At 61.0% G+C, this 19,129-nt stretch carries 24 protein-coding genes; 11 read left to right on the forward strand and 13 right to left on the reverse strand.

Annotated features, from left to right (window positions below):
• Position 1: 1 nt before the first annotated feature.
• The gene (locus I6L33_RS00815) at positions 2-430 is read right to left on the reverse strand and encodes a DUF2753 family protein (RefSeq protein ID WP_005304979.1); all 429 of its coding nucleotides are present in this window, start codon (positions 428-430) and stop codon (positions 2-4) included.
• Positions 431-721: 291 nt separating this feature from the next.
• Between I6L33_RS00815 and I6L33_RS00820 the strand changes: the two genes are divergently transcribed.
• Positions 722-1,381 carry a CatB-related O-acetyltransferase gene (locus I6L33_RS00820; RefSeq protein ID WP_216973403.1) on the forward strand — a complete coding sequence of 220 codons (660 nt, stop codon included), beginning with the start codon at positions 722-724 and terminating at the stop codon, positions 1,379-1,381.
• Positions 1,382-1,421: 40 nt separating this feature from the next.
• On the opposite strand, the gene I6L33_RS00825 is transcribed toward I6L33_RS00820, so the two are convergent.
• Positions 1,422-2,129, reverse strand: a complete 708-nt coding sequence (locus tag I6L33_RS00825; RefSeq protein ID WP_139430693.1) for a ParB-like protein — start codon at positions 2,127-2,129, stop codon at positions 1,422-1,424.
• A 172-nt stretch (positions 2,130-2,301) separates the two neighbouring features.
• Here I6L33_RS00825 and I6L33_RS00830 point away from each other — a divergent pair, with 172 nt between their 5' ends.
• Positions 2,302-3,906 carry an ABC transporter substrate-binding protein gene (locus I6L33_RS00830; RefSeq protein WP_216973404.1) on the forward strand — a complete coding sequence of 535 codons (1,605 nt, stop codon included), beginning with the start codon at positions 2,302-2,304 and terminating at the stop codon, positions 3,904-3,906.
• 120 nt (positions 3,907-4,026) lie between these two features.
• A complete protein-coding gene (locus I6L33_RS00835; RefSeq protein ID WP_216973405.1) occupies positions 4,027-4,338 on the forward strand; it encodes a hypothetical protein in 312 nt (103 codons plus the stop codon).
• A gap of 63 nt (positions 4,339-4,401) precedes the next feature.
• Here the strand turns inward: I6L33_RS00835 and I6L33_RS00840 are convergent, their stop codons facing one another.
• Genes I6L33_RS00840 through I6L33_RS00860 form a run of 5 tightly spaced genes read right to left on the reverse strand, consistent with a single transcriptional unit; the run spans position 4,402 to position 7,317 of the window.
• Positions 4,402-4,821, reverse strand: coding sequence for a DUF4426 domain-containing protein (locus I6L33_RS00840; RefSeq protein WP_005304995.1), 420 nt, complete (start codon positions 4,819-4,821; stop codon positions 4,402-4,404).
• A gap of 18 nt (positions 4,822-4,839) precedes the next feature.
• Positions 4,840-5,139 (reverse strand): DUF167 family protein YggU, encoded by a 300-nt coding sequence (yggU, locus tag I6L33_RS00845; RefSeq protein ID WP_005304998.1) that lies wholly within the window; start codon positions 5,137-5,139, stop codon positions 4,840-4,842.
• Complete coding sequence (locus I6L33_RS00850) at positions 5,139-5,690, reverse strand: YggT family protein (RefSeq protein WP_017780458.1); 552 nt, start codon at positions 5,688-5,690, stop codon at positions 5,139-5,141. Before I6L33_RS00850 ends, yggU begins: the two co-directional genes overlap by 1 nt.
• Positions 5,691-5,730: 40 nt before the next feature.
• The gene (gene proC / locus I6L33_RS00855; protein WP_216973406.1) at positions 5,731-6,555 is read right to left on the reverse strand and encodes a pyrroline-5-carboxylate reductase; all 825 of its coding nucleotides are present in this window, start codon (positions 6,553-6,555) and stop codon (positions 5,731-5,733) included.
• A 60-nt stretch (positions 6,556-6,615) separates the two neighbouring features.
• The gene (locus I6L33_RS00860; protein WP_054543490.1) at positions 6,616-7,317 is read right to left on the reverse strand and encodes a YggS family pyridoxal phosphate-dependent enzyme; all 702 of its coding nucleotides are present in this window, start codon (positions 7,315-7,317) and stop codon (positions 6,616-6,618) included.
• Positions 7,318-7,356: 39 nt separating this feature from the next.
• Here I6L33_RS00860 and tapT point away from each other — a divergent pair, with 39 nt between their 5' ends.
• From tapT to yaaA, 3 genes are read left to right on the forward strand one after another with little or no spacing between them, the layout of a single operon-like run.
• On the forward strand, positions 7,357-8,391 hold the full coding sequence (gene tapT, locus I6L33_RS00865; RefSeq protein WP_005305010.1) for a type IVa pilus ATPase TapT: 1,035 nt from the start codon (positions 7,357-7,359) through the stop codon (positions 8,389-8,391).
• A 28-nt stretch (positions 8,392-8,419) separates the two neighbouring features.
• Complete coding sequence (tapU, locus tag I6L33_RS00870; RefSeq protein WP_019838905.1) at positions 8,420-9,529, forward strand: type IVa pilus ATPase TapU; 1,110 nt, start codon at positions 8,420-8,422, stop codon at positions 9,527-9,529.
• A 31-nt stretch (positions 9,530-9,560) separates the two neighbouring features.
• Positions 9,561-10,334, forward strand: coding sequence for a peroxide stress protein YaaA (yaaA, locus tag I6L33_RS00875; RefSeq protein ID WP_017783834.1), 774 nt, complete (start codon positions 9,561-9,563; stop codon positions 10,332-10,334).
• A 176-nt stretch (positions 10,335-10,510) separates the two neighbouring features.
• Here the strand turns inward: yaaA and srmB are convergent, their stop codons facing one another.
• Positions 10,511-11,734 carry an ATP-dependent RNA helicase SrmB gene (gene srmB / locus I6L33_RS00880; protein ID WP_010636177.1) on the reverse strand — a complete coding sequence of 408 codons (1,224 nt, stop codon included), beginning with the start codon at positions 11,732-11,734 and terminating at the stop codon, positions 10,511-10,513.
• Between the two features lie 128 nt (positions 11,735-11,862).
• Here srmB and I6L33_RS00885 point away from each other — a divergent pair, with 128 nt between their 5' ends.
• The 3 genes from I6L33_RS00885 to brnQ (I6L33_RS00895) all read left to right on the forward strand — a co-directional run bounded on the left by I6L33_RS00885 (position 11,863) and on the right by brnQ (I6L33_RS00895) (position 15,743).
• Positions 11,863-12,573, forward strand: coding sequence for a tRNA1(Val) (adenine(37)-N6)-methyltransferase (locus I6L33_RS00885; protein WP_117405566.1), 711 nt, complete (start codon positions 11,863-11,865; stop codon positions 12,571-12,573).
• A gap of 191 nt (positions 12,574-12,764) precedes the next feature.
• Entirely contained in the window at positions 12,765-14,072 is a 1,308-nt protein-coding gene (brnQ, locus tag I6L33_RS00890) for a branched-chain amino acid transport system II carrier protein (RefSeq protein ID WP_005305030.1), read from the forward strand.
• Between the two features lie 393 nt (positions 14,073-14,465).
• Positions 14,466-15,743, forward strand: coding sequence for a branched-chain amino acid transport system II carrier protein (brnQ, locus tag I6L33_RS00895; protein ID WP_254204954.1), 1,278 nt, complete (start codon positions 14,466-14,468; stop codon positions 15,741-15,743).
• Positions 15,744-15,807: 64 nt separating this feature from the next.
• Here brnQ (I6L33_RS00895) and I6L33_RS00900 read toward each other — a convergent pair whose 3' ends face one another.
• Genes I6L33_RS00900 through zur form a run of 3 tightly spaced genes read right to left on the reverse strand, consistent with a single transcriptional unit; the run spans position 15,808 to position 16,949 of the window.
• On the reverse strand, positions 15,808-16,035 hold the full coding sequence (locus tag I6L33_RS00900; RefSeq protein WP_005305036.1) for a hypothetical protein: 228 nt from the start codon (positions 16,033-16,035) through the stop codon (positions 15,808-15,810).
• Between the two features lie 4 nt (positions 16,036-16,039).
• Complete coding sequence (locus I6L33_RS00905) at positions 16,040-16,501, reverse strand: chemotaxis protein CheX (protein WP_005305039.1); 462 nt, start codon at positions 16,499-16,501, stop codon at positions 16,040-16,042.
• On the reverse strand, positions 16,491-16,949 hold the full coding sequence (zur, locus tag I6L33_RS00910; protein ID WP_005305041.1) for a zinc uptake transcriptional repressor Zur: 459 nt from the start codon (positions 16,947-16,949) through the stop codon (positions 16,491-16,493). The genes I6L33_RS00905 and zur overlap by 11 nt, the downstream gene beginning before the upstream one ends.
• Before the next feature lie 138 nt (positions 16,950-17,087).
• On the opposite strand from zur, the gene dusA reads away from it, so the two are divergent.
• Positions 17,088-18,074, forward strand: coding sequence for a tRNA dihydrouridine(20/20a) synthase DusA (gene dusA / locus I6L33_RS00915; protein WP_216973408.1), 987 nt, complete (start codon positions 17,088-17,090; stop codon positions 18,072-18,074).
• 2 nt (positions 18,075-18,076) lie between these two features.
• Positions 18,077-18,226 (forward strand): hypothetical protein, encoded by a 150-nt coding sequence (locus I6L33_RS00920; RefSeq protein WP_005305049.1) that lies wholly within the window; start codon positions 18,077-18,079, stop codon positions 18,224-18,226.
• A 76-nt stretch (positions 18,227-18,302) separates the two neighbouring features.
• Here the strand turns inward: I6L33_RS00920 and I6L33_RS00925 are convergent, their stop codons facing one another.
• Together I6L33_RS00925 and hupA are read right to left on the reverse strand one after the other, a co-directional pair.
• Positions 18,303-18,728 (reverse strand): hypothetical protein, encoded by a 426-nt coding sequence (locus I6L33_RS00925; protein WP_010636148.1) that lies wholly within the window; start codon positions 18,726-18,728, stop codon positions 18,303-18,305.
• Between the two features lie 101 nt (positions 18,729-18,829).
• Complete coding sequence (hupA, locus tag I6L33_RS00930; protein WP_005305063.1) at positions 18,830-19,102, reverse strand: nucleoid-associated protein HU-alpha; 273 nt, start codon at positions 19,100-19,102, stop codon at positions 18,830-18,832.
• Between the last annotated feature and the right edge of the window lie 27 nt (positions 19,103-19,129).

Consider the following 19,129-nt stretch of genomic DNA (forward strand, 5'->3'; position numbering starts at 1 on the left):
CTCAGTTGAGGCGAAAACGGCCGATCAGCTCGCAGCCCTGCACCTGATCCTGCAACTGGATCAGACGGGCGATATCTGGATTGGGGTGGCGCTTGAGGAAAGAGAGCAGCGCCGCCCGGCAGCAGCCCAGTTCACTGATGAGGGATTCACACTCCCGGTTCGGACACTGGGGCACCAGCGCAGTGACCAGCTCCGAGGCCAGCTTGAGGTAGCGCAGCTCGTAGGCCGGCTCCTCCATGGCGCGCCAGAAATCGGCCAGCCGGTGGCAGGTCGCCACCCGCATGCTGGCCAGTTCATCCAGATCGCCGTCACTCAGTTCATACACCTCGGCGAGGGCCTGTTGATAGAGGCAGATGGCGGTCCCGAGCGCGCCGGCGCCCAGCGCATTTTCAGCCTCCAGCATGTAACGCTGCCAGATTTGATGGGTCATGCCCGATCTCCCAGGTTGATGGGTGGGACTTTTATCATGCCCAGTTGAGAATGAATATCAACCCGATATTTTGTGCAGGTTTTGACCAGCTGGCGGTGCACGGCTTGGCTCCCGCCCCGGCATGGCTTACCATGGGCGCTCATCTTTCAGGATCCCTCTTCCCATGCTGCGACCCCGTTTACCCCAGGCGCTGGGCTGCTCGACCCTGTGCGTGCCCCGCCTGCTGGTCTGGATCTATTAGCTGCGTTCCTCGCGTCATCCACCCCTATCCATTTGAACGAGGAAACAGCCATGAAACCCTGCCAACACTGGTCGCAGGTCGAATACCTGCATCTGACGGTGAGCAACCCCAACATCCATCTCAAGGGACGGCACAGCTACTACTCCGGCGCCTGGGACGGCTCCTTTGAAGAGCATGCCGTGCGCTATCTGCACGGCGACCGTTTCAGCCGCAGCCCGGAAACTGGCTGGGAGCCGCTCTGGCACATCGATCAGCTTCACATCGGCGACTATGTGCAAATAGCCGCCGGGGTGAAGATCATCATGGGGGGCAACCAGACCCACAACACCGCCTTCATCAGCACCTATCCATTTTCAGATGTGGAGGCGCTCCGGCGCAGCTACCGCCCGGCCGGCGACACCCGCATCGGCAACGATGTCTGGCTCGGCATGGACGCCATGATCATGCCGGGGGTCACCATCGGCGACGGCGCCATCATAGCGGCGCGTGCCCTGGTCAGTCAGGATGTGCCGCCCTATGCCATGGTGGCCGGAACCCCGGCCCGAGTGATCAGGATGCGCTTTAAGGAGGACGAGATTGCCCGTCTGCAGGCGCTGGCCTGGTGGGAGTGGCCAGATGAACAGGTGCAGGCCCTGCTGCCACTGATCCAGCAAGGCGAGGTAGCCCTGCTGGAACAGGCTGCCGCCCGCTGGGGCGAGACCCGATCATGATGCAGCGGGGGGCCATGGCCCCCCGCTTTCATCCTGTCGCTCAGTTGCCGCTGTCGGGCGGATTGACCCGGCACTGCTTGCCGGGGTAGCCGGGCAGATCGGCCGCCTTGTTGCTGCACGCCAGCCGCTTGGCCTGATAGAGGCGATCCGCCAGGTTGGCACTGTCGATCGGCAGCCAGTCCATCTGCCGGCCAAGCCAGCTGGCCCAGGCGAACTCGACAAAGTAGACCTGCTCCTGCTTGTCGAAATAGCCTGCATCCTGCAGCAACCCGGCCAGGGTGCGATAGGGGTAGTCGGGTAGCAGGTCGATGCGGCTCGGCAACTGTTCCGGCGTGAGAGGCCGCCCCTGCTCGTCCTTGAGCCAGGCCCAATGGTTGCCCTGCATCTGGCTCCAGAAGCTGGCCTTGTCCTGCAGCCTGGCGATCACCTTGACCCGAACCTGCTTCACCCCGAGTTGCCACAGCGCCTTGGTCAGATGGTGTCTGTCCACCAGCCAGTAGCCGCCATCGGGTGCGATGACGATGGGGATCTCTTTCTTTTTCATCACCTTGTCGAGCTGTTTTGCGCTCTTGCCCGTCAGCTCGGCCTGGGTGTTGTCGACCTGGATCTGGCCCACGCCCCCCTGGGTGGGGTGCAGCGCGGCGATGTTTGCCTCGCACCAGCTGCCGACCTGGCTCTGCCGCTCGCACGGCGCCAGCGCCCAGGCCCCCTGACTGATGGCCAGGGCCAACAGGATCCATGTTCTCATTGCTCACTCCTCTGCCCGAATGGCGGGTCAAATAAGGTGCCGGGGAGTCTCCTCATCCAAGGGACTCATACTGGCGGTCTGACCAGCAAACGGGATATCATGATTTCCCGTCTGTCGGCGACCACTTATCGTCGAGTTTTCTCCCCGCTTCACACTATTTGAAGGATTAACCATGAAAGGATGGAGTCTCCTGCTGGCCCTGCTGGGCAGTGCCTGTGTCCAGGCTGCCGATGTTCCGCCCGGCACCCAGCTCGCCGCCGAGCAGGCCGTCGTGCGTCATCTGAAAGACGAACCGGCGAGCCTGAGTCCGCTCAAGCTGGTCGGCCTGCCCGAGCTGCAGGTACTGCGGGATCTCTACGAGGGGCTGCTGACCCAGGGGCCGGACGGCAAGGTGCTGCCCGGGGTGGCCGCCAGCTGGGACAACCAGGGCAATCAGCGTTTCACCTTCCATCTGCGCCCGGACGCACGCTGGTCGAACGGCGATCCCGTGCAGGCCGCCGACTTCGTCTACGGCTGGCGCAAACTGGTCGATCCCAAAGAGGCCGCCACCTTTGCCTGGTTCGCCCAGCTGGCCCGCTTCGACAAGGTGGACGACATAGTGGCCGGCAAGCTGGCCCCCGAGGAACTCGGCGTGAAGGCCCTCGACCAGCATACCCTGCAGGTGACCCTCTCCCAGCCGGTGCCCTACTTCCTGAGCCTGCTGACCCACCCCAGTCTGTCGCCGCTGCATCGTGCCAGCATGGAGCAATACGGCAACCAGTGGACCCAGCCCGGCAAGCTGGTCGGCAACGGTGCCTTCGTGCTCAGTCACCGGGTGGTGAACGAGAAGCTGGAGCTGACCCCCAACCCCTACTACTGGGATCGCGCCCATACCGTGCTGACCAGGGTCACCTTCGTGCCCATCAACCAGGAGAGTGCGGCCACCAACCGCTACCTGGCCGGCGACCTGCACATCACCGAGTCCTTCCCCAAGGAGCAGTATCACAAGCTGATGCAGCAGATCCCGGGCGAGGTCTATACCCCGGATCAGCTCGGCACCTACTACTACGCCTTCAACACCCAGCGCGCCCCCCTCAACGATGTGCGGGTGCGCAAGGCGCTCTCCTACACCATCGATCGAGGCCTCATCGCCAACAAGATCCTGGGTACGGGTGAGAAACCGGCCTATCACTTCACCCCGGACGTGGTCGCCGGCTTCGAGCCCAAGGCCAACCTGCTCTCCAGCAGCAGTCAACAAGTCCTCGACGACAAGGCCAGAGCCCTGCTCAAGGAGGCGGGCTACGGCCCGGCCAACCCGCTCAAGCTGACCCTGCTCTACAACACGGCCGAGGTGCACAAGAAGATGGCGCTGGCCATCGCCAACCTGTGGAAACAGAAGCTGGGAGCCCGGGTCGAACTCACCAATCAGGAGTGGAAGAGCTATCTCGACAGCCGTCAGAGCGGCCAGTTCGAGGTGATCCGCTCCTCCTGGGTGGCCGATTACAACGATCCATCAGCCTTCCTCGGCCTGTGGGGCTCCCACCACAGCGGCAACATGGCCCGCTTCGCCAACGCCGGCTACGATGCCCTGCTGGCCAAGGCGGCCAACAGTCAGGATCCCCGTGAACGGGCCCGCTTGTTCGATGAGGCCGAGGCCGTACTGCAGGAGGAGGCGCCGATCGCCCCTATCTATCAGTACACCAACGCCCGGCTGATAAAGCCCTGGCTCAAGGGCTACCCCATCAACAATCCGGAAGACGTGGCCTACAGCCGCCAGCTCTACCTGGTCAAGCACTGATCCTGCCCGGGGCCGGCCATGCCGGCCCCAATCTTCTGCCATCGCCCCCTGTTCATGCTCAAGTTTTCGGCATAAAATGCCGCCCTTTCAGGCAACCACCCCCTCAATCACCGGTTTTTTATGCGTTTTATATTGATGATCTCTCTGCTGCTGACCCTGCCCGCCCAGGCGGCCAGCGAAACACAGTGCCGCCAGGCCTTCACCGAATGGATGCTGACCCAGCAGCAACAGTTCAGCGACCGCAAGGCCAGCAAGATGGAACGGCGCAGCGCGGAGCGGGCCATCGACCAGGTGCGCAGCGAGTTCTCGAAGCGGGAGAGCTTCTGCCAGGCCATGGAGTGGGTGGAACACAACCGGGATCAGGATCCTCGCTTCACCCCGCGACTGGGGGAGATCCACGACTTTACCCCGCCGACCGACTCGCCGTCATAACGTCATAAAAAAGCCCCGAACCTGCGTTCGGGGCTTTTTTTCAGGGCATGGCGGCTGCCGGCATCAGTCGACGTAGAAGGTCTGCTGGAAGGTCAGCGTCTGCTGCTGCCCCTCCCCCATGATCTTCAGGGTGAACTGGTAGGTATCCTCGTTGCGATAGGGCAGCACCGCCAGATAGTAGATGGCGTTGCCCTCCTTGACCTCCTGGAAGGTCAGGTTGCGGATGGTGCCGGTGAGGTTCTTGGCCTCGCCGGTGATCCCCACCGCCTGGGCCACTCCCTGCTTGTTCTGCACCGCGATGTTGACGATGCCGTTGTAGCGACTGCGCTCCAGGCCATAGGCCTTGGCCACCTCGGGGGTGAGGAAGCTGGAGTTGAAGGCGCTGTAGTGCACCTGCCAGGGGCCCAGCTCCTTCATCTGCTCGGCCCGCAGAGGCAAGGTCAGCAACAGTGCCAGCAGGCAGCTTATCCAGGCTGTTTTCATGGTGTCATCCTTCTCGTGTTAACCCTGATTGTCCAGCAGGGCACTGACCTCGGCGGGGATCTGCCTGGGCGCCTCGATGGCGACCGTCTTGTGCCGTCCCAGCTCCCCCCGCACGATGCGAACCTGCCCCTTGGCCACCTTGAACTGCTTGGCCAGATACTTGATCAAGTGGCTGTTGGCCTGACCATCCACCGGCGGCGCCGTGATGGCTACTTTCAACTCTTCTCCGTGCAATCCGACGATCTGATCCCGACTCGCCTTGGGCTGGATCATCAGATGCAATACCAGCTCATCCCCTTCCCGCAGGACGGCTGCCATCAAATCATCCACCACAGCTGGCCGAACAGATCCCCCAACAGATAGTTTATGGCCTGCAGCCCGATAAAGGCGACCAGCACGGAGAGATCCAGCCCGCCCAACGCCGGCAGAATGCGACGGATGGGGGCCAGGAAGGGCTCGGTCAGCTGGTGCATCACGTACTCGATGGGGTTGCGACCCTGGCTGACCCAGCTCAAGATGGCGCGGATCAGCAGGATCCAGAAAATCATGGAGCCGGCCTTCTTCAGCACGGTGAGGGCGGCAAACAGGCTGAGGGTGAGCCAGTCAGCCAGCAGCACGTTCATGCTCTTGAGCAGCGCCAGCTTGGCGAAGGCGATCAGCAGCGCCAGCAGCACCGAGGCCAGATCCAGCCCGCCCAGCCCGGGAATGACCCGGCGCAGCGGCACCACCAGCGGATTGGTCAGCTTGACCACCATCTGGCTCATGGGGTTGTAGAAGTCGGCACGGGCCCACTGCAGCCAGACGCGCAACAGCACCACCATGAGATAGAGGTCAAAAATCGTATTAATCAGAAAGTAAGCAGTGTTCATCTGGGCTCCAGGTTGCAACTGAGAGTAACGAAAATCGGGTTCAGAACAGGGTTTCCATTTCGCCGGCCCGGGCAACGGCCGCCTGCATGGCTTGCGCAGTCAGCGGCATCAGCCCCTGCTGCTGGAAAGTCTTGATCGCCTCGGCGGTGGTGCCGCCCTTGCTGGTCACCTGCTCGCGCAGGGTCTGCAGCGACAGCTCGGGATTCTGCTCGACCATGGCAGCCGCGCCAAGGGCGGTCTGCTGAACCAGCAGACGAGCCTGCTCGGGGGAGAAGCCCATGGCCTCGGCCTCCTCGGCGATGGCCTGCATGAACAGGAAGAAGTAGGCAGGCGCACTGCCGGCCGCGGCGATGACGCCGTTGATGCCGGACTCCTGCTCCACCCAGAGGGTTTTGCCCACCGCCTGCATCATCTGCTCGGCCAGCTCACGATCGGCCTGCTCGATGCCGGGTGGGGCGTACAACCCGGTCATGCCCAGCCCCAGCAGAGAGGGGGTGTTCGGCATGGTGCGGATGATCCGGCCGTGGCCGCCCGCCATCTCCGCCAGCCGTGCCACCTTGATGCCGGCGGCGATGGAGACGAGCAGCTTGCCCTCCAGCGTGCCCAGCGCCGTCACCAGCGCGCTCAGCATGGCCGCCATCAGCTGCGGCTTGACCGCCAGCACGATGACTTCGGCCGCCCGGGCCGCCTCGGCGTTGTCCTGGGTGACGCGAATGCCGTAGTCGCCAGCCAGCGCATCCAGCTTGGGCCGACTGGGGTTGGCGGCAATGATCCGGTCGGCCGGGTAGCCCGCCTGAACCAGGCCGGCAATGATGCTGCGGCTCATGTTGCCAGCCCCGATAAAGGCGAGGGTTCTGTACTGCATCAAACACTCCTGTGATCTGAAGAAAGCAGAGCTCGAATGCACCGCATCACGGGCTCCTGCTCATGAATAGTCGCGGGCACCGAAGATGGCGGTACCGACCCGCACCATGGTGCTGCCGTGGCCGATAGCCAGTTCGAGATCCTCGGTCATCCCCATCGAGAGGGTGTCCACGCCCGGGTATTGTCGCGCAAGCTCGGTGAACAGAGTCTGCATGCGCACCATCTGGGCGGCCAGTACCGCCTCGTCGCTGGTATGCTCCGGAATGGCCATCAGACCGCGCAGCCGCAGCCGCTCGCAGCGGGAGATCAGTTCGGCCAGACGGAAAATCTCTTGTTCCGACGTTCCGGATTTGCTGCTCTCTCCGCTAATATTGATTTGCAGACAGACATTTAGCGGCGCGAGCCCAGTCGGGCGCTGGTTGTTGAGGCGTTCGATCAGCTTCTCTCTGTCCACGCTCTGTACCCAGTCGAACCGCTCGGCCACCAGCTTGGACTTGTTCGATTGCAGCGGACCGATAAAGTGCCACTCTATGTCTGTACAGCTCCCTTGCTCACGCAGGGTATCTATCTTGGTGGCCGCTTCCTGGGCGTAGGATTCGCCGAAGCGGCGTTGACCGGCGGCATAGGCCTCGCAAACGGCCTCCAGCGGTTTGGTCTTGCTGACCGCCAGCAGCTGGATGTGATCGCCGCGTCGGCCAGCCCGGCTGGCGGCTTGTACAATACGTTCCTTTACCTGAAGCAGGTGCTCGGCAATCTGGCTCATGTTTCGTTCGTGATCTTGTGATGGGAGAATGACAAATCTATGGATATCACAGAGTTATTGGCTTTCAGTGTAAAACATAAAGCCTCGGATCTACACCTCTCGGCCGGGGTTCCCCCGATGATCAGGGTTGATGGCGAGGTTCGCAAGATCAATTTGCCCGCCCTGGAGCACCGGGAAGTACACGCCCTCATCTATGACATCATGAACGACCACCAGCGCAAGGAACTGGAAGAGAACTTCGAGGTGGACTTCTCATTCGAGGTGCCGAACCTGGCCCGCTTCCGGGTCAACGCCTTCCAGCAGGCGCGCGGCTCCGGCGCGGTATTTCGGACCATCCCCAGCACAGTACTGAGCCTGGAAGATCTTGATGCCCCGGAGATCTTTCGCAAGATTGCCGAATACCCCCGCGGCCTGGTGCTGGTGACCGGTCCGACCGGTTCGGGCAAGTCCACTACCTTGGCGGCCATGGTCAACTACATCAACGAGAACTTCCATCACCACATCCTCACCATCGAGGATCCCATCGAATTCGTGCACGAAAACAAACGCTGCCTGGTAAACCAGCGGGAAGTGCACCGCGACACCAAGAGCTTCAGCAACGCCCTGCGCTCGGCGCTGCGGGAAGACCCGGACATCATACTGGTGGGCGAGATGCGCGATCTGGAAACCATTCGTCTGGCCATGACCGCGGCCGAGACCGGTCACCTGGTGTTCGGCACCCTGCACACCTCGTCGGCGGCTAAGACCATCGACCGGATCATCGACGTCTTCCCCGGTGCGGAAAAAGACATGGTGCGCTCCATGCTCTCCGAATCGTTGCGGGCGGTCATCTCCCAGACCCTGCTCAAGCGCATCGGCGGCGGCCGGGTAGCGGCTCACGAGATCATGATGGGTATTCCTGCCGTGCGAAACCTCATCCGGGAGGACAAGATCGCCCAGCTCTACTCGGTGATCCAGACCGGGATGACCCACGGCATGCAGACCATGGATCAGAGCCTCAAGCAGCTGGTGAGCCGCGGCATGGTGGCGGCGCTGGATGCCAAGGCCAAGGCGGTCGATCCCAACACCATCTAACCACGACGAATCTAGGGAAGGAGTCGTTATGAATCTGGATGCCCTGCTGACCGAGCTGGTCGCCCGCAAAGGCTCGGATCTGTTCATCACGGTCGGCACGCCGCCGACCCTCAAGGTCAACGGCCACCTGCAGTCACTGGCAGAAGCGCCACTCGACAAGGCAAGGGCACTGGCACTGGTGAAGGAGACCCTGAGCCCGGAGCACTTCGAACGCTACCTGCGCACCAAGGAGGCCAACTACGCCATCCACCGCGAGGAGCTTGGCCGTTTTCGGGTCAGCGCCTTCTGGCAGCAGGAGCTGCCCGGCATGGTACTGCGCCGTATCGAGACCCGCATCCCCACCTTCGACGAGCTGGCACTGCCCCCCATATTGCAGGAGATCGCCCTCGCCAAGCGCGGGCTGGTACTGTTCGTCGGTGCCACCGGCGCCGGCAAATCCACCACCCAGGCGGCCATGATCGGCTATCGCAACCAGCATGTGGACGGCCACATCCTGACGGTGGAAGATCCGGTGGAGTTCGTGCATCAGCACGGCCGCAGCCTGATCACCCAGCGCGAGGTGGGCATAGACACGGAGTCGTTCGACGTGGCGCTGAAGAGCTCACTGCGTCAGGCGCCGGACGTGATCCTGATCGGCGAAATCCGCAGCCAGGAGACCATGGAGTTTGCCCTGCAATTTGCCGAGACCGGTCACCTCTGTCTCGCCACCCTGCACGCCAACAATGCCAACCAGGCGCTGGACCGCATCCTGCACCTGGTGCCGCAGGAGAAACACCGTCAGTTCCTGTTTGATCTCTCCTTCAATCTGCGCGCCATCGTGGCCCAGCAACTGCTGCCCAGCCCGGATGGACGGCGTCGTTTTGCCGCCTTCGAGGTGTTGCTCAACACCCCGCTCATCACCGACATCATCCGCAAGGGGGAGATGCATCGGCTCAAGGAGGTGATGACCAAGTCCACCGAACTCGGCATGCAGACCTTCGATCAGGCGCTGTTCGCCCTGTTCTGTGCCGGCCAAATTGGCTACAGTGAGGCCCTTGCCCATGCCGACTCGGCCAACGACCTGCGACTGCTGATCAAGCTGTCGGGCCGAGAACAGCTGGGTTCAGGCACACTCGACAACGTTACCCTGGATGAATGAGGGGCGTGCGTCACCGCTATAAAGGATCGTTATGCTGATTGTGGTTTCCCCGGCCAAGACGCTGGACTACGAGTCGCCGCTGGTGACTTCCCGTTTCACCCAACCCGAGCTGCTGGACCACTCCGCCGAGCTGATCGGCCGCGCCCGCCAGTTGAGCCCAGACCAGATCGCCAGCCTGATGAAGATCAGCGACAAGCTGGCCGGCCTCAACGCCGCCCGTTTTGCCGACTGGCAGCCTGATTTCACCCCGGCCAACGCCCGTCAGGCACTGCTGGCCTTCAAGGGGGATGTCTACACGGGTCTGGCGGTGGAGGATTTCAGCGAGGCAGATCTCGACTTCGCCCAGGCCCACCTGCGCATGCTCTCCGGTCTCTACGGGGTGCTGCGTCCGCTCGATCTGATGATGCCCTACCGGCTGGAGATGGGCATTCGCCTCGACAACGCGCGCGGCAAGGATCTCTACCAGTTCTGGGGCGACATCATCACCGAACACCTGAACAAGGCGCTGGCCGCCCAGGGGGACGAAGTGCTGATCAATCTCGCCTCCGACGAGTACTTCAAGTCGGTACGCCCCAAGGCCCTGCAGGGGCGCATCATCACGCCGGTGTTCAAGGACGAGAAGAACGGACAGTTCAAGATCATCAGCTTCTACGCCAAGAAGGCGCGCGGCATGATGGCCCGCCACATCATCAAGCACAGACTCACCAAGGTAGAGCAGCTGACCGGGTTCAACGCCGACGGCTACTACTTCGTACCGGAAGAGTCCGACGCCAACACCCTGATGTTCAAACGCGCTGAAAATTAATTACGACCCGAGGGAACCAATTTCAGGATCCTCCAGTCTGAATAGGTGAATCCTCTGTTGTAAGCACTTTTTATTGGCCGACGTTTATGCGTCGGCTTTTTTCTGCCCGACATCCGGCCTATCAAACGCCAAAAAGCACAACGGCCATCCGGGGATGGCCGTTGTGGCGGGCAGGCTTACTTCTTTTTCTTCTTGGCAGACTTCTTCTTGTCGTCCTTCGGCTTTTTCTTCTTCACCGGCACTCGCGCCTCCTTGTGCTTGGGACGCAGCTCGTCGATCACCCGGCGCTTGAGGCGCTCTTCGGTGTAGCGTTCGATCTTGGCCACCATGGCCATGTCGTGGGCCTCCACCAGGCTGATGGCGCAACCGCGGTTGCCGGCGCGGCCGGTACGGCCGATACGGTGAACGTAAACATCGGCGCCGTAAGGCATGTCGTAGTTGATGACATGGCTGACATTGGGCAGGTCGATGCCGCGGGCGGCCACGTCGGTGGCGATAAGGAAGGGCACCTCCCCTTCATGGAACTTGCGGATCGACTCGATGCGCTTGGCCTGCTCCATCTCGCCACGGATCCAGGCGCAGGGCACGCCCGCCGCCTGCAGCTGGCCGGAGAGCTCCGCCAGCCGCTCGCGGGTCTTGACGAAGATGATGGCTTTCTGGGTTTCCGGGTTCTTCAGGATGTGCACCAGCAGGGCCAGCTTGTGGGCAGCGTCGTCGGCCAGGTGAACCCACTGGGTGATGGGGCGACGCTCGCTGCGCGGCGGCTCGGCGTGCAGCTCCACCGGCTCCTTGAGGATCTCGCTGGCGAACTTCTCGAGGCCTGCCCCTTCCAGGGTGGCAGAGAAGAGCATGGTGTGCTTGCGATAGCGCGCCTCTTCCACGATGCGGTTCACGTCCTTGATGAAGCCCATGTCCAGCATGCGATCCGCTTCATCCAGCACCAGCACCTCGATGTCGTGGCTCTCGAACTCCTCTTTCTCGATGTACTCGAGCAGACGACCCGGGGTGGCCACCACGATGTCGGTGGTCTTGGTCAGGGCCGGCAGCTGCTCTTCGTGGCTGACGCCGCCAATGATGGTCTCGATGCTGAGATTGGTGTGGGCAGCCAGCGCCTTGGCGTGAGCGGTCACCTGCAGCGCCAGCTCGCGGGTCGGGGTCAGCACCAGCATGCGGCAGGGGCCCGGCTTGCGGCGCGGGAAGTCCAGCAGATGCTGGAGCGCCGGCAACAGGAAGGCGGCGGTCTTGCCGGTGCCGGTCGGGGCGGATGCCAGAATATCGCGGCCGTCCAGGGCTGGCTCCAGCACCATCTGCTGGATGGTGGTGGGGCGGGTGAAACCCATCTCGGCCAAGGCCCGGTTGAGGGCTGGATTCAGGTCGAAATCATCAAAGGACTGGCTCATGGCAATACTCGGTCATTAAGGAAACGGCAGATTATAGGCGATTATGTCGTCGGCTCCTATGGTGACTGTGCCTTAGCCGCTATAATCGCCGACCATTTTCTGCGAGGCGGGTACAGGACGGGAGTCGGATGGCACGAAACAGCGGTTTTACCTTCAAACAGTTTCACGTCGAGCACGATCGCTGCGCCATGAAGGTGGGCACCGACGGCATTCTGCTGGGCGCCTGGGCACCGCTCGGCAAGGCTCGCCGGATCCTCGACATTGGCACCGGCAGCGGCCTCATCGCCCTGATGCTGGCCCAACGCAGCCACGCCGACTGCCGCATCGATGCGGTGGAGCTGGATAAGCATGCGGCGCAGCAGGCCCGCGAGAACGCGGCCGCCTCTCCCTGGCCGCGGCGGGTCACCATCATAGAGAGTGCCATTCAGGGGTATCAGGCCGACCCTTACGATCTCATCGTCGCCAACCCCCCCTACTTCGTGGCGGGCCAGTCATTTCGCGATCCGGCCAGGGCGATGGCCCGCCATACCGGCGCCCTCGACAGCCATGCTCTGCTGGCCGCCTGCGACCGCTTGCTGGCTCCCGATGGCCAGGTCGCACTGGTCGTGCCGACGGTCATGGCCGATGAAATTTTATTCATTTCGGCGGATTATGATCTGCATGCCGTTTGTTATACAGCTGTTATCACCAGGGCGGGAAAAGAGGCAAATCGTGTTTTATTGCTACTTGGCAGAGGATTAAACAGGTGTGATAGGGGTGAAATTGTGATCCATTCTGCTGAGGGAACCTATTCCGACAGATATATCCAACTGACCAGGCCCTTCTATTTGAAGATGTAAATTTCGTCTTGAACTATTTTTTCACGCCATTATGCTGACTCCTAAACGAGCGCCCGCTCCAGACCAGCTCAAACCACTGGTTGCGATGAAAAAACAAGCGGGGCTCATTTTTTTTACCCCTGAACAACGCCGGTCACCGACCAATAAAAAACTATAACAAGCAATAGTTTACAAGACAGACGAGGTTGAACTTGACGAAATCACTCACATTGTCCGACGTGCTCGGACTGGGCTTCATGACCTTCGCGTTCTATCTGGGCGCCGGTAACATCATCTTCCCGCCGCTGGCCGGCTACATGGCGGGTGAGCACCTCTCTCTGGCCATGCTGGGCTTCCTGGTGACCGCCGTGGGTCTGCCCCTCATCACCATCATTGCCGTCGCCAAGGCCGGCAACGGCTGGGCCGGCATGACCAAGCTGCTGCCGGCCGGCGTGGCCACCGCACTGGCCGTCGCCATCTACATCATCATTGGCCCGGCCTTCGCCGCCCCCCGCACCGGTCTGGTGGCCTACGAGATGGGCCTCAAGCCCTTCATCGGCGACATGGGCCAAGCCGGCCTGTTTGCCTACACAGTGCTGTTCTTCGGGGTGGCCATCCTGGTCTCTCTGAATCAGGGCAAGCTGATGGACGCCATCGGCAAATACCTGACTCCGCTGCTGATGCTGTTGCTGCTGACTCTGGCCATCGGTGTATTCGTGGCGCCGCAAGGCTCCATGCCCGTCTCTTCCGGTGACTATCAGAACGGCCCCTTCGTGAAAGGGATCCTAGAAGGCTACAACACCATGGACACCCTGGCGTCCCTGATGTTCGGCGCCCTGATCGTCGACCTGCTGCGCCAGAAAGGCATCCAGGACTACCGTAGCCAGTTCAAGTACCTAGCCATCGCCGGCATCATCTCCGCCATCGGCCTCTCCGTGGTCTATGTCTCCCTGTTCCAGCTGGGCAATACGGCTGCCGGCGTCGCCACCGACGTCAGCAACGGCGGCGCCATCGTCAACGCCTACGTACTTAGCCTGTTTGGCCAGCCGGGTCAGTTCATCCTGGCCGCCATCATCACCCTGGCCTGCTTCACCACCGCCGTGGGTCTGATCTCCGCCTGCTCGGACTTCTTCCACAACCTCACCGGCATGAGCTACAAGAAGCTGGTGGTCTTGCTGGGCGTCATCTGCGCCGTAGTGGCCAACGTGGGTCTGAGCCAGCTCATCAGCCTCTCCATCCCGGTGCTGGTCGCCATCTACCCGGTTGCGGTTGCGCTGGTACTGGTCACCTTCCTGAAGGGTTACTTCGGTCGCCCGCGCCTGGTGTTCCGTGGCGTGTTGATGGTTGCCTTCCTGTTTGGCTGCCTGGACGGCCTGGGTGCCGCCGGCATGAAGATGGATGCCTTCGCCTTCCTGCCGCTGTTCGACAAGGGCCTGGCCTGGTTGCTGCCGACCCTGCTGGCCTGTGGCCTCGGGATGCTGGTACGCTCCGGCGAGAAACTGGCTGCCGAAGCCGCCTGATTTCGCTCCCACCCATGTCAAAGAGCCTGCCTTGTGCAGGCTCTTTTGTTTGTGTGCCATCTCGCCCGGCATGGTTTCCTGCCGGCTATGCCATGCTGACCTCCCCTTTCCCGCTCCGCCCTCTCGCTTCCGCCAACTGCAGTTCTATCGGTGATTTATTCTGGCCAACTAAATTGTTTCAAGATATTAATGTGTGATTGAGATCAAATATCTCTTCTTTATGCTCAAGATGGTACTCCTGTGACGATCTTCCGATGGCACAGGAGAGGGAAGCATTGTTATCCGGTTATCTGCCAGGCAGTGGGTGCAATCAACAAGAACAAGCTGATAAGGCAGATGAGGTCAGGTTTGACGAAATCACTGAAGTTGTCCGACATATTCGGACTGGGTTTTATGACGTTTGCGTTCTATCTGGGGGCAGGCAACATCATTTTTCCACCGCTGGCCGGCTTCATGGCCGGTGAGCATCTGCTGGCCGCCATGGTCGGTTTTCTGCTGACGGCGGTGGGCCTGCCCCTGCTGACCCTGGTCGCCGTTGCCAGAGGCAGCGCCGGACAGGGCAGCAGTGGCTGGACGGCGATGACCCGACATCTGCCGACCTGGGCAGCCACGGCGCTGGCCATTGCCATCTACATCATCATGGGGCCGGCCTTCGCCACCCCCCGTACCGGCCTGGTGGCTTATGAAATGGGGCTCAAGCCCTGGCTGGGTGACGCCGGCCAGCACGGTCTGCTGCTCTACAGCCTGCTCTTCTTCACACTGGTGATCCTGGTATCGCTGAACCGAGGCAGGCTGCTGGATGCGGTGGGCAAATACATGACCCCTGTCTTGATGGTGATGCTGCTGATCCTGGCGATCGGGGTTCTGGTTGACCCGCAAGGCACCCAGCCAGAGGCCAGTGGTGACTATACGGATACGCCGCTCATCAAGGGCATGCTGGAGGGGTACAACACCATGGATACCCTCGGCTCCCTGATGTTTGGCGCCCTCATCATCGGCCTGCTGCAACGCAGGGGGATCGAAGACTACCCGAGCCAGTTCAAGTACCTGACCATCGCAGGGCTCATCTCGGCGGTTGGTCTCTCGGCGGTCTACATCTCCCTGTTCTACCTCGGCAACAGCGCAGCAGGCGTGGTGACCAGCGTCGACAATGGCGGCGCCATCGTCAACGCCTACGTGCTGAGCCTGTTTGGCCACTCCGGTCAGTTAATCCTGGCCGCCATCATTACCCTGGCCTGCTTCACCAGCGCGGTCGGCCTGCTCTGCGCCAGCGCCGACTACTTCCACGGTCTGGCCGGCTGGACATACCGCAAGTGGGTACTGCTGATGGGATGCGTCTCCATCCTGGTGGCCAACGTCGGGCTGAGCCAGCTCATCAGCCTCTCCATTCCGATCCTGGTCGCCATCTATCCGGTCGCCATCGCACTGGTGCTGGTCACTTTTGCACAGGGCCGTTTCGGTCGACCACGGCTGGCGTTTCGCGCCATGCTGCTGGTGGCTTTTCTGTTCGGCTGCCTGGACGGGCTGGGCGCTGCCGGCATGCAGATGGATGCGTTCGCCTTCCTGCCGCTGTTCGACAAGGGGCTGGCCTGGTTGCTGCCGACCTTGCTGACCTGCGGCCTCGGCATGCTGCAGCGCCCCCGCGAGACGCTGGCGACAGAAGCCGCTTAAGCCACAGTCAATAACGAAAGAGGCCAGCATCAGCTGGCCTCTTTCGTTGGGCGGGGTCTTGCCGTTACAGCAGCGGATCCGGTTTGGGTTTGCCGGCCAGTCCGTACCAGTGGGTCTCCACTCGCCCGGCATGCCACTCAAAGGTTCCCCAGGGCTGTGCTGCCTGCCAACGCGGAAAATTCACGAGCACCCGGTTGTCTTCATACTTGTAGAGCGAGGTGGTGATCTCGATGTCAGAGAGGATAAGCAGCAGGGCCCAGCCGATGAAGAACCATTTCAGGGCTTTCCACATAGGGTTACTCGAAGCAGATTTCGATGGTTGCCCGACCGTAATCTGATTCAAACGGCATCATGATCTTGGTGCCGTCGGCACGATGGGTGATGGTGTGGTTGAGACCGGAGACGATGATGGGAGTCGCCATGTCGAATTCATACCCCTTCTCCCCCAGCATGCGCTTGGCACCGCCGGTCACCATATTGGTGATCTCGCCCACCATGTCGGTCACCTCTTCATTGATGGTGGCCGGCGCCTCGCCCAGCATGCGGCGCATGATCTCCAGTGCCAGCCCTTTCTCGAAACTGATGGAGAGGGATCCCCGGGTCTGCGGGCCGACCATGCCGATGAGGCCGGAGACATCACCGCGCGCCAGCTCGTCCATCTTGCGCTTGGGTTTGCCCGGCTTGAGCTCAAGCTGTGCCATGGTGGAGAGCACATTGAGCAGGGAGAGCAGGAACGGGTTTACAAAATCAGCCTTCATGTTGACTTCCTACAGTGGGCGTACAGCGAGCACATTGGCCATGTGCCTCAATCGTCTTATTGGTAATAGTAAAGCCATGCAACTTGGCTTGCTCGGAAAACGCGCCATCGATCGCCGGATCATGCAGCTCAACCACCTCGCCGCACTGGTCACAGATGAGCAACTGCATCGGGTGGGCATGGTCGAAATGACAGCAGAATATGAAGGCGTTGAGCGACTCCACCTTGTGGGCAAAACCCTGTTCGAGCAGAAAATCGAGCGCCCGATAAACGGTCGGCGGCTTGGCGTGGGCCTCTGTCTGTTGCAACTGGGCCAACAAATCATAGGCGCTGATGGCATTACCATGGGCAGCCAGCAGCCTGAACACCTGACGTCGGGTAGGGGTGAAGCGGATCCCGCGTTGTTCGCAGAGTCGTTCGGCTCGTTGTAAAAGTTGGTCTTGGTTCATGATCACGCAATTACCCTTTTTATTAGCCGGATACTATCACAGGGCCCCCTTTGGCGCGGTGACAAAATTCATTTTCTGGGGCTGCCTCACGTTGTGGTAAAATCCGCCCCCTTTGTTTAGCCAACCCGGATGATTTTTATGCAGGCGCAGCGTTTTTCCATCGCCCCCATGCTGGACTGGACCGATCGGCATTGCCGTTATTTCCATCGTCTGATGACTCGCCAGACCTTGCTCTATACCGAGATGGTGACCACCGGCGCCATCATTCACGGCAAGGGTGATTACCTGGGGTACAGCGAGCAGGAACATCCCATCTCCCTGCAACTGGGTGGCAGCAATCCGGCCGATCTCGCACGCTGCGCCAAGCTGGCCGAGGAGCGTGGCTATGACGAGGTGAACATCAACGTTGGCTGCCCCTCCGATCGGGTACAGAACGGCCGCTTCGGCGCCTGCCTGATGGGTGAACCCGCACTGGTGGCCGACTGCGTCAAGGCGATGCGCGATCTGGTCGACATTCCGGTAACGGTGAAGACCCGCATCGGCATCGACGATCAGGACTCCTACGAATTTCTGCAGGCCTTCATCGAACAGGTGCGCGACGCCGGTTGCGATACCTTCATCGTCCATGCCCGCAAGGCCTGGCTGAGCGGTCTGAGCCCCAAGGAGAACCGCGAGATCCCGCCGCTAGACTATCCCCGCGTCTACCGGGTCAAACAGGATTACCCGGATCTCACCATCGCCATCAACGGCGGCGTCACTTCCCTTGAACAGACCCTCGAGCACCTGCAGCGCCTGGATGGCGTCATGATGGGGCGCGAGGCCTATCAGAACCCCTACATTCTGGCGCAGGTGGACAATCTAGTATTCGGCCAGAACAACGCCGTGCCGAGTCGCCACGAGGTGGTGCGGATGATGCTGCCCTATATCGAACAGGAGCTGGCCAAGGGCAACTATCTCTCCCACATGACCCGCCACATGCTGGGGCTGTTCCAGAACATGCAGGGTGCCCGTGCCTGGCGCCGTCACCTGAGCGAAAATGCCTGCAAGCCGGGAGCAGATATCCAGGTAGTGCTGGATGCCATGGCCAAGGTGCCGGAATTCGCCGTCACCGAAGCGGCGGAGTAACCATGTACCGCTTCACTGGTTCCTGGCTGCACAAGGCCATCGTCCGGCTCTGCGCCGGTCTGCTCGCCATCCTGGGCGTCAAGCTCAGCGCCTTCTACTTCATCGGCTTGCTCATCGTGCTGGGATTGCATCGGGATCAACTGCTCGGCTGAACTCACCCCGTATCGACCAATAAAAAAACCGGCAACACCCAGTGTTGCCGGTTTTTTTATTGTCTCTTCAGCCTCGCTAATCGCCTTTGTCCACGAACTGCAGCTCAGGCGCCCTGGAAGTCAGCACATCGGCGCAGTAATCCCAGGTCGAGATGCGATAGTGCTGCAGATCCTCATCCAGATGCAGGCCATCCGACTCCTGATGGAACCAGCTGGCAAACCGGGACGGGGTGATGAGCTGGATCTGCTCCTCGATGGCATGACTATCCTTGCCCTCGGCCAGATCGCAATCCTCCATGACCCGCACCGCGAAGATATGCCGGAAATAGACCCGGCACAGGATCTGCGGCGGCAGATCGATGCTGCGAGCCCTCCCCAGCATGATGGTGAGGGAATCGCTCCAGATATCCTGATGAAGTTCGGCCACGACCAGGCCCGGGGGGAGTTGGCGGGACGGAGCCCAAGGTACGGCAACCTGCCGAATGGCATTTTTCTGTTCCATCATCCACCTCACTACAGCGCACGCCATATCTTGAGTGTATCTGAAACAATTTCCGCTGACGATGGCAATAAAAAACCCGGCTGGCGCCGGGTTTTGGGGGATTACTTGACGGCGTCTTTGAGCGCCTTGCCTGCCACAAAGGACGGCACATTCGCGGCTGCAATCTGGATCTCTTTACCAGTTTGCGGATTGCGACCGGTACGGCCAGCGCGATGGTTCACCTTGAAGGTACCAAAACCCACCAACTGCACAGCATCACCTTCTTTCAGGCTCTGGGTAATACCATTGATGATCTCTTCCAGAGCAACTTTGGCCTGAGCTTTGCTCAGATCTGCTTTGGCTGCAATTGCATCGACAAGTTGAGCTTTGTTCATAACATTTCCTTTATGATCGGGCATTTA

The organism is Aeromonas sp. FDAARGOS 1403, assembly GCF_019047325.1.
GTDB classification, from domain to species: Bacteria; Pseudomonadota; Gammaproteobacteria; order Enterobacterales; family Aeromonadaceae; genus Aeromonas; species Aeromonas dhakensis.

Bases quoted from the DNA above. Each gene is read 5' to 3' on its own strand.
- srmB (WP_010636177.1), bottom strand. From the start codon at position 11,734: ATGAGCCAGTCCTTTGATGATTTCGACCTGAATCCAGCCCTCAACCGG.
- zur (WP_005305041.1), bottom strand. From the start codon at position 16,949: ATGAACCAAGACCAACTTTTACAACGAGCCGAACGACTCTGCGAACAA.
- I6L33_RS00840 (WP_005304995.1), bottom strand. From the start codon at position 4,821: ATGAAAACAGCCTGGATAAGCTGCCTGCTGGCACTGTTGCTGACCTTG.
- yaaA (WP_017783834.1), top strand. From the start codon at position 9,561: ATGCTGATTGTGGTTTCCCCGGCCAAGACGCTGGACTACGAGTCGCCG.
- I6L33_RS00850 (WP_017780458.1), bottom strand. From the start codon at position 5,690: ATGAACACTGCTTACTTTCTGATTAATACGATTTTTGACCTCTATCTC.
- yggU (WP_005304998.1), bottom strand. From the start codon at position 5,139: ATGGCAGCCGTCCTGCGGGAAGGGGATGAGCTGGTATTGCATCTGATG.
- I6L33_RS00830 (WP_216973404.1), top strand. From the start codon at position 2,302: ATGAAAGGATGGAGTCTCCTGCTGGCCCTGCTGGGCAGTGCCTGTGTC.
- I6L33_RS00815 (WP_005304979.1), bottom strand. From the start codon at position 430: ATGACCCATCAAATCTGGCAGCGTTACATGCTGGAGGCTGAAAATGCG.
- I6L33_RS00835 (WP_216973405.1), top strand. From the start codon at position 4,027: ATGCGTTTTATATTGATGATCTCTCTGCTGCTGACCCTGCCCGCCCAG.
- dusA (WP_216973408.1), top strand. From the start codon at position 17,088: ATGCAGGCGCAGCGTTTTTCCATCGCCCCCATGCTGGACTGGACCGAT.
- I6L33_RS00925 (WP_010636148.1), bottom strand. From the start codon at position 18,728: ATGGAACAGAAAAATGCCATTCGGCAGGTTGCCGTACCTTGGGCTCCG.
- I6L33_RS00885 (WP_117405566.1), top strand. From the start codon at position 11,863: ATGGCACGAAACAGCGGTTTTACCTTCAAACAGTTTCACGTCGAGCAC.
- I6L33_RS00825 (WP_139430693.1), bottom strand. From the start codon at position 2,129: ATGAGAACATGGATCCTGTTGGCCCTGGCCATCAGTCAGGGGGCCTGG.
- I6L33_RS00820 (WP_216973403.1), top strand. From the start codon at position 722: ATGAAACCCTGCCAACACTGGTCGCAGGTCGAATACCTGCATCTGACG.
- tapT (WP_005305010.1), top strand. From the start codon at position 7,357: ATGGATATCACAGAGTTATTGGCTTTCAGTGTAAAACATAAAGCCTCG.
- I6L33_RS00860 (WP_054543490.1), bottom strand. From the start codon at position 7,317: ATGAGCCAGATTGCCGAGCACCTGCTTCAGGTAAAGGAACGTATTGTA.
- I6L33_RS00900 (WP_005305036.1), bottom strand. From the start codon at position 16,035: ATGTGGAAAGCCCTGAAATGGTTCTTCATCGGCTGGGCCCTGCTGCTT.
- brnQ (WP_254204954.1), top strand. From the start codon at position 14,466: ATGACGTTTGCGTTCTATCTGGGGGCAGGCAACATCATTTTTCCACCG.
- I6L33_RS00920 (WP_005305049.1), top strand. From the start codon at position 18,077: ATGTACCGCTTCACTGGTTCCTGGCTGCACAAGGCCATCGTCCGGCTC.
- tapU (WP_019838905.1), top strand. From the start codon at position 8,420: ATGAATCTGGATGCCCTGCTGACCGAGCTGGTCGCCCGCAAAGGCTCG.
- hupA (WP_005305063.1), bottom strand. From the start codon at position 19,102: ATGAACAAAGCTCAACTTGTCGATGCAATTGCAGCCAAAGCAGATCTG.
- I6L33_RS00905 (WP_005305039.1), bottom strand. From the start codon at position 16,501: ATGAAGGCTGATTTTGTAAACCCGTTCCTGCTCTCCCTGCTCAATGTG.
- proC (WP_216973406.1), bottom strand. From the start codon at position 6,555: ATGCAGTACAGAACCCTCGCCTTTATCGGGGCTGGCAACATGAGCCGC.